The organism is Flagellimonas alginilytica, from assembly GCF_042134605.1.
GTDB classification, from domain to species: domain Bacteria; phylum Bacteroidota; class Bacteroidia; order Flavobacteriales; family Flavobacteriaceae; genus Flagellimonas; species Flagellimonas alginolytica.
The window spans coordinates 2,397,675-2,410,286 of sequence record NZ_CP169638.1; the positions used below are offsets into that span (position 1 = coordinate 2,397,675).

Annotated in this window: 15 protein-coding genes; 6 read left to right on the forward strand and 9 right to left on the reverse strand. The window is 41.2% G+C overall.

From position 1 onward, the window contains the following. Positions 1-15 precede the first annotated feature (15 nt). A complete protein-coding gene (locus ABTP35_RS10585; RefSeq protein ID WP_293296476.1) occupies positions 16-258 on the reverse strand; it encodes a zinc-ribbon domain-containing protein in 243 nt (80 codons plus the stop codon). Positions 259-365: 107 nt separating this feature from the next. On the opposite strand from ABTP35_RS10585, the gene ABTP35_RS10590 reads away from it, so the two are divergent. Next, a complete protein-coding gene (locus ABTP35_RS10590) occupies positions 366-995 on the forward strand; it encodes a 2OG-Fe(II) oxygenase (RefSeq protein ID WP_293296474.1) in 630 nt (209 codons plus the stop codon). Here the strand turns inward: ABTP35_RS10590 and ABTP35_RS10595 are convergent, their stop codons facing one another. The 3 genes from ABTP35_RS10595 to ABTP35_RS10605 all read right to left on the reverse strand — a co-directional run bounded on the left by ABTP35_RS10595 (position 996) and on the right by ABTP35_RS10605 (position 3,755). Then, a complete protein-coding gene (locus tag ABTP35_RS10595) occupies positions 996-1,304 on the reverse strand; it encodes a phosphoribosylpyrophosphate synthetase (RefSeq protein ID WP_293296472.1) in 309 nt (102 codons plus the stop codon). A gap of 8 nt (positions 1,305-1,312) precedes the next feature. Continuing rightward, positions 1,313-1,843, reverse strand: a complete 531-nt coding sequence (locus ABTP35_RS10600) for a flavodoxin domain-containing protein (RefSeq protein ID WP_293296470.1) — start codon at positions 1,841-1,843, stop codon at positions 1,313-1,315. 88 nt (positions 1,844-1,931) lie between these two features. Continuing rightward, on the reverse strand, positions 1,932-3,755 hold the full coding sequence (locus ABTP35_RS10605) for a Xaa-Pro dipeptidyl-peptidase (protein WP_293296468.1): 1,824 nt from the start codon (positions 3,753-3,755) through the stop codon (positions 1,932-1,934). Between the two features lie 158 nt (positions 3,756-3,913). Between ABTP35_RS10605 and dnaG the strand changes: the two genes are divergently transcribed. Beyond that, a complete protein-coding gene (gene dnaG, locus ABTP35_RS10610) occupies positions 3,914-5,887 on the forward strand; it encodes a DNA primase (protein ID WP_293296466.1) in 1,974 nt (657 codons plus the stop codon). 68 nt (positions 5,888-5,955) lie between these two features. On the opposite strand, the gene ABTP35_RS10615 is transcribed toward dnaG, so the two are convergent. Together ABTP35_RS10615 and nadE are read right to left on the reverse strand one after the other, a co-directional pair. Further along, positions 5,956-6,585 (reverse strand): response regulator transcription factor, encoded by a 630-nt coding sequence (locus ABTP35_RS10615; RefSeq protein ID WP_224837541.1) that lies wholly within the window; start codon positions 6,583-6,585, stop codon positions 5,956-5,958. Between the two features lie 159 nt (positions 6,586-6,744). Next, a complete protein-coding gene (gene nadE / locus ABTP35_RS10620) occupies positions 6,745-7,533 on the reverse strand; it encodes an NAD(+) synthase (RefSeq protein ID WP_293296463.1) in 789 nt (262 codons plus the stop codon). A gap of 66 nt (positions 7,534-7,599) precedes the next feature. Here nadE and gldB point away from each other — a divergent pair, with 66 nt between their 5' ends. Both gldB and gldC read left to right on the forward strand, forming a co-directional pair. After that, positions 7,600-8,589: a gliding motility lipoprotein GldB gene (gldB, locus tag ABTP35_RS10625; protein ID WP_293296461.1), complete on the forward strand. Its 990-nt coding sequence runs from the start codon at positions 7,600-7,602 to the stop codon at positions 8,587-8,589. Continuing rightward, complete coding sequence (gene gldC, locus ABTP35_RS10630) at positions 8,590-8,931, forward strand: gliding motility protein GldC (protein WP_224837544.1); 342 nt, start codon at positions 8,590-8,592, stop codon at positions 8,929-8,931. It abuts the gene before it with no gap. Here gldC and ABTP35_RS10635 read toward each other — a convergent pair. The 3 genes from ABTP35_RS10635 to ABTP35_RS10645 form a co-directional block, all read right to left on the reverse strand. Beyond that, positions 8,928-9,425 carry a hypothetical protein gene (locus tag ABTP35_RS10635; RefSeq protein WP_293296459.1) on the reverse strand — a complete coding sequence of 166 codons (498 nt, stop codon included), beginning with the start codon at positions 9,423-9,425 and terminating at the stop codon, positions 8,928-8,930. The genes gldC and ABTP35_RS10635 overlap by 4 nt on opposite strands. A 187-nt stretch (positions 9,426-9,612) precedes the next feature. Further along, on the reverse strand, positions 9,613-10,227 hold the full coding sequence (gene yihA / locus ABTP35_RS10640) for a ribosome biogenesis GTP-binding protein YihA/YsxC (RefSeq protein ID WP_293296457.1): 615 nt from the start codon (positions 10,225-10,227) through the stop codon (positions 9,613-9,615). Between the two features lie 2 nt (positions 10,228-10,229). Further along, the gene (locus ABTP35_RS10645; protein WP_224837547.1) at positions 10,230-10,994 is read right to left on the reverse strand and encodes an alpha/beta fold hydrolase; all 765 of its coding nucleotides are present in this window, start codon (positions 10,992-10,994) and stop codon (positions 10,230-10,232) included. A 265-nt stretch (positions 10,995-11,259) separates the two neighbouring features. On the opposite strand from ABTP35_RS10645, the gene ABTP35_RS10650 reads away from it, so the two are divergent. Both ABTP35_RS10650 and rsmH read left to right on the forward strand, forming a co-directional pair. After that, positions 11,260-11,715, forward strand: coding sequence for a division/cell wall cluster transcriptional repressor MraZ (locus tag ABTP35_RS10650; protein ID WP_224837548.1), 456 nt, complete (start codon positions 11,260-11,262; stop codon positions 11,713-11,715). Beyond that, positions 11,708-12,610 carry a 16S rRNA (cytosine(1402)-N(4))-methyltransferase RsmH gene (gene rsmH, locus ABTP35_RS10655; RefSeq protein ID WP_252081213.1) on the forward strand — a complete coding sequence of 301 codons (903 nt, stop codon included), beginning with the start codon at positions 11,708-11,710 and terminating at the stop codon, positions 12,608-12,610. Before ABTP35_RS10650 ends, rsmH begins: the two co-directional genes overlap by 8 nt. Positions 12,611-12,612 lie beyond the last annotated feature (2 nt).

Here is a 12,612-nt window from a genome sequence, read left to right on the forward strand (position 1 = left end):
TCCCCGGCCGTTTTTTTATAAGGACAACGCTTGTTCCATCTCTGGGGTAAACTCCTCCTTGTAATATACTTTTTTACAGTGCGAACACTCTGCGAACCTAATTGTATTAAGGGTAAAAAGTGGAATCCAGAACAAATGGGCATAGTTCGGTTGGGTAACAGCGGTCAATGTCCCAGTTTGATGGCAATAGGGACACGTAACATTTCTAAGGACTTTAGTTGCTTTTTTACCAGTTCTAGTACCAAAAAAAAGGATCATTATATTCTAATGTTACAGTTGTTCAAAGGTAGAGTTTTCCTATTTGAATAAAGAAAAATCATTTTTGTTTTTAAATATGAATTACCTTCGCCCACATTTTTAAAGCATTGAGCACTTACCACAGTTTGGATGATTGGTTGTCCTGGATGGACAACATCTCCAGTAAGGATTATGTGATAATCGATAATTTTTTTCGGGAGGAACTCTATTCCGGGATAAAATCTTTTTTTCTGGGAAAGCTCCCCAATTTTAAGGAAGCTGGAATAGGTGCCCATTCCGATTTTCAGGTAGATACCAAGGTACGAGGTGACTTTACCTACTGGCTGGATAGAAAACGTGATGTCCAATTGCAGAACTATTGGGATGTCCTGGATGAAACCATTTTAATATTTAACCGCTATTGCTACCTGAGTTTATCAGGGTACGAGTTTCATTTGGCACATTACCCATCGGGAGGGCATTACGATAAGCATTTAGATCAGTTTGAAAACCGGAACAACCGCATGATCTCTATGATCGTTTATTTAAATGATGATTGGAAAGATGGTGATGGCGGTGAATTGGAAATTTTTGAAAAGAACGGTACTAGTTTTCTGGTACAGCCAATTGGCGCACGTTGCGTAATGTTTAAAAGCGCTGTGGTGCCCCACGCTGTGTTAAAAGCCCACAAAAGTAGGTTTAGTTTAACGGGATGGCTATTGTACCAACCTTCTTCAGTGGGAACATTGTTCGTTTGATCAGTTCTTCACACATGGAATCTGCTGAATGAGTTCCTCGTTCTGGGCAGTTGATGCACCGTAGGACATAACCAAGGTGCCTTTGGCGCCATCGTTGGCCTCAATCGTAAAAACTACGGATTCATCGCTAGGATTCGTCATACCTTCAAATCGGTAAGAATCAATGATCTTTAGCTCGTTGGGCTGATATTCTTTTTTGGAATATAATGCTTTAATGCACGATTCATCTGCTTCAAAATCCTCATTGAAACCTTCCTCCGTTAATGTGTTCACGGCTTGTGAAAGGGTGTCGAAACTGTGTTTGTTCATTTGGGTTGTTATTTTAAACGGTTTATAAAATTCAATGTCATTTCTTTTACCTGGTTCCAATCAGTGTACTCATGATCTTTTGTGGTGTCCACGGAGCCGCCCTCTTTTTTTGCAATGGAGCGCATGATCAATTTTTTAAAATAATTGTACTGAGTATATCTCAACGCTCCTGCAATATGCCATATGGTTTTTGTGTTCCAGTGGGTCTCTTCCAAGAAATCATGCGCCACCTTTGCAACTTCTTCATGCTCCTCTTTAATGTTGGAGGCGATGGCCATTGAAACGGAGAAAAACACTGAAGGTTTTTTGTTCAAGATGTCAATATGTTGTTCCACATAATTTTTGATGAGCGTATTATAATTATTGATATGGATGGAACTTCCGATCAATACCACATCAAAACTATCGGGAGATGGAGGCTCTTCCACTGCATTGGCAATGGTTACCTGCATACCGTTCTCCTGAAGGACCTCCTCCATAAAACGGGCTATTTTCCGAGTTTGGCCTTCTACAGTGCCATAGATAATTAAAACTTTCATGTAAAATAAGGTGTTGGTTAAACAACCTTAAATACAAAGAATAATTTCAATATTTCCAATGATCTTAGTCAGTTTACCCTATTGACGATCATAGATTTCCACCTACTACCGGAAGCGTTAGCTCTGTGCCGTCCAGATCTATGGTCAATTTGGTTCCGGGCTCCGGCCATAGGGTGAACTCCTTGTCACTTGAGAAAATCATCAGGCCGATCTGTTGTCCTTTTGGAATTATTTGGTCGTCCGGCATCAAATCAAATTCCACTTCATAAAATTTGTTGGGGACCAAAGGTTCGCTTTTCGTCAACGAGCTATGGTTTTGTGGGTCTGCCCATCCTCTTGTAATTATATTGTCCGTTATTTTGGTGTTCAAAGCATTGGTCCAAGGTAGAGCAACCAACCAAACGGATAAATTGGCAGCAGGCTTACTACTGGCCATTTTAATCTTGACTTTGGGAACACCGGAAATATGGGTGTCCTCTGATAAAGGTGGGGTAATATAGAGCAACCGGTGTTCTGTGGTCTCAGCTTTGGCCAAACTAGAACCTGAAAAAGAATAATTGTCCACCAAGGTTTCCGTTCCTTGTTTTTTGGGTTTGGTGGTGGTCAATTTACCTTTTGCCGGAGCTCCTGCTGTCAAATAAAATTTGATGTTTTCGGCCTTGGGATTGGGATAGTCCTCATAAGGTGTAGGGTTATCTTTTTTATCGTTTTCGCGAACGATCCATGCCTTAGGATCGTTTTCCACTCCATTTTCCACCCCATAAAGATATCTAGTAAACCAGCGGTTCATCATGGAGATAGGTGGTGGTCCACCGTGCCCGTTCTGATGATAATAGATTTGGACGGGCAGTCCCATTTCTTTGGCTTTTTTGTAAATGCGATAACTGTGTTCGGGCATAACGTTCCAATCGTTGAAACCGTGGGACATTAGTAGGGCTGCTTTCATGGAACCCATTTGGTTTAAATAATCCCTTCCTGCCCAAAAATCATTGTAATCTCCGGTAATTCGGTCAAATCCATTCTTCATTTCGGTATCCCGAACCACTCTGTTGTTTCGCTCCCTTTTTGATTCGTCACCGCTATGTATAAAATCATAAAGGACATCAATATCTTCACCCAAATACCCTCCCGGCGATCGGACCAGGCCATTGGATCGGTAATAATGGTAGTACGAAGTGTTGGGCGCTATGGGAATTATGGCTTCCAACCCATCAACCCCCGTTGTCGCAGCAGCTAGAGGAATGGTTCCGTTGTACGAGGTGCCCGTCATACCTACTTTTCCAGTGGACCAATAGGCTTTAACCTCTTGGTTGCCCTCGCGCTCGGTATAGCCTTTGGCCTTGCCGCACAACCATTCGATAACCGCTTTTGGAGCCAAGGATTCGTTTTGGCCACCAACGGTTGGTGCACCATCGGAAAGACCTGTTCCTGGAGAGGATGAGTGTACCACGATGAAACCTCTGGGTACCCATGTTTGGATTTGTGAGTTGGAGATGATTGGACGTTCGCCCAAACGTGTAACATTGGGATGTTTTCTTGGTTTGCCAGGTTTGCCCAGCTCGTGTTTTACGTCCCAAAAAATACCTTTGTCCAGTCCTGCTGTTCCAGCGTAATACGGGCTCGATTCGTAGATTACGGGCAGTTGTAGACCTTCTGTCTCGGTCTGTTCGGGCCGTGTAACACCCACATGCATGCGGTCTAATTTACCATCTCCGTCCGAATCAAAGTTGGTTTCGACCCAAAGATCATGACGGATCCATTTACTAGGGTCCGAAAAAGCTTGGACTACCTGTGCTTCACCATTTTCGATGATAGGTCTGGCTTTTTCTTCCATTTGTCCTGTTGCAAATTGGATGGAGAGAAATAGCAAGGCGGTGAGTATCCAAAAGTTTTGTGTTTTGTTCAGCATCATAATCCTCTATAATTTTATTTCCGTACTATCGTGTACCGATAATATCAGTATTGTAAGAATTTGCTTCTAATATACTAAATCTTACATAGGCAGTCGAATTTCGAAATATGGAAAATATTGTTTTTATTACCTTTAACAGCTATTTTTAAGAGAATACCTTGATTTCAAAAACTACTATAGACCAAGTATATGAAACCGCCCGATTGGAGGAGGTAATCGGTGATTTTGTGCAATTGAAAAAATCAGGTTCCAATTTTAAGGGATTGAGCCCTTTTACGGATGAACGCACTCCAAGTTTTATGGTTTCCCCGGTTAAGCAGATATGGAAGGATTTTAGTAGTGGAAAAGGGGGGAATGTGGTGGCCTTTTTAATGGAGCATGAACATTTTACCTACCCCGAAGCCATTAAATATTTGGCAAAAAAGTACAATATTGAAGTAGAGGAAACTGAACAGACCGATGAGCAGAAAGAGCAGGCCAATGAACGCGAGAGTATGTATTTGGTCTCCGAGTATGCCCAGAAGTATTTTACAAGGACCCTATGGGATTCCGAGCCTGGAAAGGCGATTGGCCTAACCTATTTCAAAGAACGGGGGTTTACCGATGATACTATTAAAAAGTTTGGTCTTGGTTATAGTTTGGACGAATGGGAGGCTTTTACCAGAACAGCATTGGGGAAGGGGTACAAGTTGGAATTTCTGGAGAAGACAGGCCTTACCATTGTAAAGGAACAGGCTGGGGGCGAAAATAAAACATTCGATAGGTTCAAGGGCAGGGTAATGTTTCCTATCCATTCTATGAGTGGTCGGGTTTTGGGCTTTGGTGGGAGGATACTTTCCAACGATAAAAAAGCCGCCAAATACCTGAATTCCCCTGAAAGCGAAATCTACCACAAGAGCAAGGTGCTTTATGGGATTTATTATGCCAAACAGGCCATTGCAAAAGAGGACAACTGTTTTTTGGTGGAAGGGTACACGGATGTCATCCAGATGTATCAAAGTGGTGTGGAGAATGTAGTCTCCTCTAGTGGAACTGCGCTTACTCCCGAGCAGATTCGTCTTATAAACCGGTTGACCAAGAATATCACTGTACTGTTTGACGGTGATGCCGCGGGTCTACGTGCATCGCTGCGTGGAATCGACTTGATTCTGGAACAGGGAATGAACGTGAAAATCTGTACGTTTCCGGAAGGCGAAGATCCCGATAGCTTTGCCAAGAACAATACTTACGAGGATTTAGTACAATACTTGAGTGAGAATGCCAAGGATTTTATACAGTTCAAAACTTCATTGCTCGCAGAAGAAGCCGCAAGCGACCCTATAAAACGTGCAGATACGGTTAGGGATATTGTTAATAGTATTAGTAAAATCCCGGACCGAATTCGGCAAGAAATTTATGTGCAAGAATGCGCAAAAATTATGCAGGTTTCGGAAGATGTGCTTTATAATACTTTGGCCCAGATCGATAAAAAACTGCAAACCGATACAGCCAAAAAAGTAAAGCAGGAACAAAAGGCCTTTGAAGTTGTGAAGACTGATCGGGTGGTGGAAAAGGTGGATGTGCAGTACGAACTGGAGCGAAAAATAATTGAAGTACTGCTGTTATATGGAAATCAAAAACAAGAATTTGAGGATTTAGTACTCAAGGAGAACGAAGAAGGTGAACTGGTGCTCGAACCTGAGGTCATACAGGCGAAAGTATATGAAAAAGTATTTTTAGATCTTCAGGATGATGAAATTGAGCTTTCCAACGAACAGTTCAAGACCATTTATTATAAATTGATTGAAAAATTGAACGAGGATACCGACTTTTCGATAAGTACATTTTTGTCCGAACTAGATCAAGAAACAGTATCGCAAGTGTCTTCCATTTTAATGGAAGAAGAGCAATATGTACTTCACGACTGGGAGCGAAGGGATATTTATCCGAAAGGTAAAAATATTGGGGTGGCCCAGTTGGTTGGAGAAACTATTTTGACCTTACGTTGTAATTTGATCAAAAACCGGATACAAAAGCTACAGGAAAAGACCCAGGACCAGCAAGGGGACAATACCGAGGTTTTGGAAGAAATAGTAAACTATCTCCAACTAAATAAGTTATTGAACGCTAAGTTGAACCGAGTTCTTTCGTAAAATATTAAATCCCTTCCAATACAAGATTGAAAGGGATTTACCACAATAGTTGGTTTGGTTGGGTATTCCTAATATAATTCCAGTGCCTTTGCCTGTTGCAGTAAGTCCACCAAATTGTCCACATTCAGTTTTTTCATCAGCCTTGCCTTGTAGGTGCTTACTGTTTTTTCGTTTAGATTTAGGCCTTCGGCCACTTCCTTGTTTCTTTTTCCGCTGGCCAGTAGTTTTAAAACTTCTACTTCTCTGGACGATAGTTTTCTAAAGAACCTACGCGGTTTTTGGGTACTTTCGTCAAAAGCAAGACGTTGTGCCAGTTCATTTGTGATGAACATGTTCCCCTCGCTCACTTTTTTTACTGCAGATACAATGTAATCCAAGTCGGCAGTTTTGGAAAGGTAACCAAAAGCACCTGCCCTGATCGTGCTCAGAGCGTAAACATCTTCGGATTGCCCGCTGTACATCAAAGTTTTAATGTCCGGGAACTCCATTTTCATTTTTCTAAGGGTAGCAATTCCATTGATTTCGGGAATGTCCATTTCCAAAATCACTACATCGGGGGTTAAGTTTTTCAATGTATTAAAAAGCTCCTCGGTAGTTGAAACATCAGCAATAATCTCAATGTCTGTGCTGGATTCAAGTACCTTTTTGATACCAAGCCTTACAACAGGATGGTTATCAGCTATCAATACTTTTATCATTTTGTTAGGTTTAATTTAATGAATGGTTAGTGGCTAAATACCTACAATAACTAGCAGGCAAGATAACAATTAATTCATGTAAAACTGTAATTTTTTTCTTAAAACCATAGAAAAACTATGGTTTTTTTCGTCTTAAACTGGGGTTTTTGGGTTAAAGTGTTATTTTAAGTCAGTTGGAATATCGCAGATGGGAATGGGAATCATCTTGTGTTTGTTGGCGGTATTGAATTTTTTATAGATTAGAAAAACTTCTTTTTTCCTGCCAGAAAAATCATCGGCTTTTTTTCCTTTATCATCCATTTCCATGGCCCATTCCAGTTCGGGGTAAGATGCTCCGATCTGATCCTCATCTGTTCTGCTGTCGCCCCAGAGCCCGTCAGTTGGCGCTGCTTCCATAATATCTTGGTTTACCCCAAGAACCCTTCCTATTTCATAAACCTCTGTTTTTAAAAGATCGGCAATTGGGCTTAGGTCCACACCTCCATCACCATATTTTGTGTAAAACCCTATACCAAAGTCTTCGACCTTGTTTCCGGTACCAGCAACCAGATAGCCCTCAAGAGCTGCAAAATAGTAAAGGGAGGTCATCCGCAGGCGTGCGCGCGTGTTGGCTAGCGACATAAATCGCTCTTCTTCGTTTTCCACTTTTGGAAAGGAATCCACGAGGCTATCGAACACGGGGGTAAGGTCGACCGCTTGACGGGAAACATTGGAAAAATTTTCCATCAGCCAATCTATATGCCTGTCTGCACGGGTCACTTGGTTTTTGCCTTGGTGAATGGGCATTTCCAAACACAAAAGGTCGAGACCTGTTTTTGCGCAAAGGGTCGAAGTTACAGCGGAGTCTATTCCTCCGGAAACACCGATTACAAAACCTTTGCATTTTGCATTTAAAGCATACTCTTTTAGCCACTTGACTATATGGTCGATTACCTTTTCTGTTTGCATGTTCTACTATTTAGATTCAATAAATTACCTTTGTGCCCTGTAAATTTAAACCCTGTGCCCTTAAAAATGAAGTGCTTGTTGAAATACTTTGGAAATACCTTTTATAAAAGCTTTTCTGTATTTGTGGTTTTTCTGTTTGCAGCATGTGCCGAAACGGATAAAACCGAAGAGGAAATCGAGAAAATTACGATAGATTTAAAGGTTTCCAGGTTTGACCAAGAATTTGCAAGGGCGTCCGAGACCGATATCCCTAAATTAAAAACAAAGTATCCATATTTGTTCCCCGAACAATTTACGGACAGTGTTTGGGTAGCCAAACTAACGGATACCCTTCAGGTGGAATTATCGAACGAAGTTGAAAAGGCATTTCCCGATTTCGATAAGGAATCGGAAGAACTTGAATCCCTTTTTAAACATATAAAATATTATTTTCCGGGAATTCGAGTGCCCCACGTGGTAACCTTAACTTCGGATGTGAGATATGAAAATAGGATCATCTTAACAGATTCCCTGTTGTTGATAGGACTGGACAATTATCTCGGGGCGGACCATCATTTTTATGAAGGGATACAGCGGTATATTGCATCAAATCTGGATAAAAAGTATTTAGTGTCGGATGTATCCAGCGCATTTTCCAAAAAAGTACTTACGTATCCACGTAACAGAACATTACTTTCCCGAATGGTATACTACGGTAAAGAACTATACTTAAAGGATAAACTGATCCCGTTTGCAACTGACGCCCAAAAGATTGGATATTCCGATGAGGAAATGGAGTGGGCCGGCGCAAACGAAGAGCAAATGTGGAAATATTTTGTTGAGCGAGAATTATTGTACAGTACAGATGCAGGTCTGGATAGAAAGTTTTTAGATCCCGCTCCATTTTCCAAATTTGGATTGGAACTGGACAATGAGTCGCCACCAAGATTGGGGCGATATATGGGCTGGCAGATCGTTAGGGCATATATGGAAAAAACCGGTGAAGGTCTAAAACAGTTATTGGATACGCCGGCAGATGAAATTTTAAAACAATCAAATTACAAACCAAAAAGATAAATGGCAGTAAAACATACTTCGGAGATTACATTGAAGGTTGGGCTGGACGAGAACAGAGTGCCCGAGGAGTTAAAATGGTCGGCACAAGATGGTGGAATTAACGAGGAAGAGGCCAAAGCCATGTTATTGTCCGTTTGGGATAGTAAAAATCAAGAATCCCTAAAAATCGACCTGTGGACCAAGGATATGCCCGTAGATGAGATGAAGGTATTTTTTCATCAAACTTTGGAAACAATGGCCGATACTTTTTATAAGGCTACCCAAGATGAAAAAATGACGGCCACCATGAAGGATTTCTGCGACTATTTTGCGGAAAAATTGGAATTGAAAAAGGATCGTTAGTCCAAAGGAGCGTTTACACGGTCAAATTTTGCTTTGTCCTCGCCGGTTAGGGAAAGTGAATTTTCAATTTTTTGCTTGGTAGGATGGAGCAATGCTAGGTAAAAAACCACCAGGGCCCCAATGATCAAATAGATCAGGTTTTGTGTGTGGATAAAGACTACAATTCCGAGGATAGCAGCCCCTTCCAATAAGGCATATTTTATGATCGAGGCGGTTTGGAACCTTGCCAGCTTGGTGCGTAGATCTATGCTGTCCGGTAAATTGCGTGTCATTTTCTTGAAAACCAAGTCGCCAAAAAAGATACTGCCAATAGCGCCCAAGGGTACTAGCGCCAAAAAAAAGTCATCTGTACTGGAAATATCGAATATCGCATTCTCAGTGTTGAAGTAAAAAAGTGTTCCTAAAACAATGGGCGTTGCGCAAATGCCCAAGTGCAATAATGACATTATCTTAATAAATCCTGCTGGGGAGAATCGTGTATCGTTGGATAGCATTTTTGTGGTTTAGGTGGTCTAAAGTACGGAATTGTGTGTTTGCTTTGCTAACTATTTTTATTAATCCAGTGCTTTGTAAAACATATTTGCACTGAGATATATCAAGATAGAGACGTTTAGATTAACAAGTTGTGTATTGGGGATATAGAATAGGTGTTGTGTAATGGCCGAGTTGGTGCAGAAGAAGTCAGCTCTTGTTTTGAAAAAAATCTTGATTGATCCCGTCAATAAAATTCAAAAGCTCTTCTCGTCCCATTCGGTTGGAGGATGAAGTGGTAAAATGTGGGGGTGCTTCTTCCCATACGCCATCCAATAACTTTTGAAGATAGGCCGCGGTCTGTTTTTTTATTGCATTGGGCTTAAGTTTGTCCGCTTTGGTAAAAATTATGGTGAATGGAATCTGATTAATGCCGAGCCACTCCATAAACTCCAAATCCACCGGTTGCGGATCATGGCGAACATCTACCAAAACAAAGGCGCAAACCAACTGCTTTCTTTTTTGAAAATACTCGGTAATGTATTTCTGAAAGGTTTTTTTGTCTTTTTTCGAGACTCTTGCATATCCATAACCCGGCAAATCTACCAGAAACCAATTGTTGTTGATCTTAAAATGATTGATGAGTTGGGTTTTTCCTGGCCTTCCAGATGTTTTTGCCAAAGCCTTTCGCTCTACCAACATATTGATCAGCGATGATTTGCCAACATTGGACCGTCCTATAAACGCATATTCTGGTATGGGTTCATTGGGGCATTTGGCAACATTGGAGTTGCTCATTACAAATTCTGCCGATGTAATTTTCATGTTTAGAAGTTACGCTTTTTGAGCCAAGCCTCAAGAATACGGTTAAACTCATTGGGGTGCTCCATCATGGGGGCATGGCCACACTTTTCTATCCAATATAGGTCCGAGTCTGGCAACAATTCGTGGAACTCTGTGGCTACGTTGGGCGGAGTTACGGTATCGTTTTCTCCCCAAATAATACAGGTTGGGGTGTTCATGTGCGGTAAATCTTTCGACATATTGTGTCGAATGGCACTTTTGGCAATGGCCAATGTTTTTACCAGTTTCATTCTATCGTTTACCGTAGCAAAAACCTCGTCCACGATTTCCTTGGTGGCTACTTTTGGGTCATAGAAAACATCTTCTGCCTTCTTTTTTATGAATTCGTAGTCGCCACGCTTGGGGTATCCGTCCCCCATGGCACTTTCGTAAAGTCCCGAACTACCTGTAATTACAAGTGCCTTTACCATTTCGGGGTACATTTTGGTGTGTAGGAGTCCAATATGTCCGCCCAAGGAATTCCCAAGTAATATTACATCTTTTAAGCCTTTGTGTTCAATAAAGCCTTCTAAAAAGGTAGCAAAGTTCTTTACCGTAGTCTTTAATAAAGGCATATCGTAAATGGGCAGTTCCGGGATAAGGACCTTGTATCCCATGGAGGGGAAATATTCGGAAACCCCTTGGAAATTGCTCAGGCCTCCCATTAAACCATGTAATATAATCATAGGAGTACCTTCTCCTTTTTCTATATACCGGTATTTGCCATCATCGATTAAATGCTCCTCCATCAATAGTTAGTTGGTAGTAAGAGCGGCAAATATAGGAATTTCATATCACAAAGATTTTAGGATTTTGTCATATCTAAAATAACTTTTCTTAATCCAGTGGTTCTTCTTCTAAAAAGAGGACCATGTTGCTCTTCTAATTTTTCTCCTAGTTTTGCTGCTTTTTTCTTAAAAGTGGAGAATTTATTAACAAAAGTGGTATTAAGTGGAGAAATGTGGAAATAAAATCTATATATTTGAGTTGTATTAACTAACCAATTGATTTCTAGTGACCCATATCATAGGACAACATGATTGCAAAGCAGACTCCAAGGGAAGGGTTTTATTGCCCATTTCTTTGAAGAATCAGCTTTTGCCTGTTCTAAAAGATGGGTTTGTGATAAAAAGATCGGTTTTTCAGCAATGTCTGGAATTGTATCCCAAAGCGGAGTTTGATGTTTTGATGCAGAAAGTGATGAAGAAAAGCAAGATCAATCGCAAATACGATGCGTTTGTCCGAAATTTTGTTGCCGGAATGAAAGAGGTGAGCATAGATGGTGATTCGGGAAGGCTGCAAATCCCAAAAAATTTGGTGGAGTTTGCTGCAATCGAAAAAGAAGTGGTTCTAAATGCGGTTTTTGATAAAATCGAGATCTGGAACAAGGATATGTACGAAAAAGTCTTGGCAGAAGGGGAGAAGGATTATGCCGATCTGGCCGAGGAGATTTTTGATGATGATGAGTAGTGCATATCACAATCCGGTTTTGTTGAAAGAATCGGTGGACGGATTGAATATTAAAGAAGATGGAGTGTATGTGGATGTTACTTTCGGGGGCGGCGGACACTCCAAAGAAATTTTGAAAAGATTGGGGGAAAGTGGAAAGTTGTTCGCTTTTGATCAAGATGAAGATGCGCTCCAAAATGCGCTGGAAGATGGTAGGTTCCAGTTGATCAATCAAAACTTTCGCTATCTCAAACAATTTTTAAAGTTCTATGGCATTCGGAAAGTTGATGGAATCTTGGCGGATTTTGGGGTTTCCTCCCATCAGTTCGATGAGGCCGAACGTGGTTTTTCCATTCGGTTCAACGCAGATTTGGATATGCGAATGGACAAAAGCAACCAATTATCGGCCTATCAGGTGGTCAATGCCTATTCCCAAGAAGATTTAGCATCGGTTCTTTTTCAGTATGGTGAATTGCGAAATGCAAATACCTTGGCCAAAACTATTGTTGCGTCCCGGTCGGAAGAGCCTATCAAAACAACGGATGACCTTAAAGGGGTGCTCAAACGATTTTTGCCCAAGATGAAAGAGAACAAGATTTTGGCACAGATCTATCAAGCTATCAGGATAGAGGTGAACCAAGAAATTGAGGTGCTCAAGGAATTTTTGGAGCAAGTTCCCGAAGTGCTTGTCCAGGGTGGTCGGTTGAGCTTGATCAGTTATCACTCTTTGGAAGACCGGTTGGCAAAACGATTTATACGGGCAGGCAAATTCGATGGAGAGCCAGAGAAGGATTTTTACGGGAACATAAATGTCCCGTTAAAAAAAGTAGGGGGATTGATAAAGCCATCAGCAGAAGAAGTAAAGGTCAATAATAGGGCAAGAAGTGCAAAACTCCGCATTGCGGAACGCATATAGTA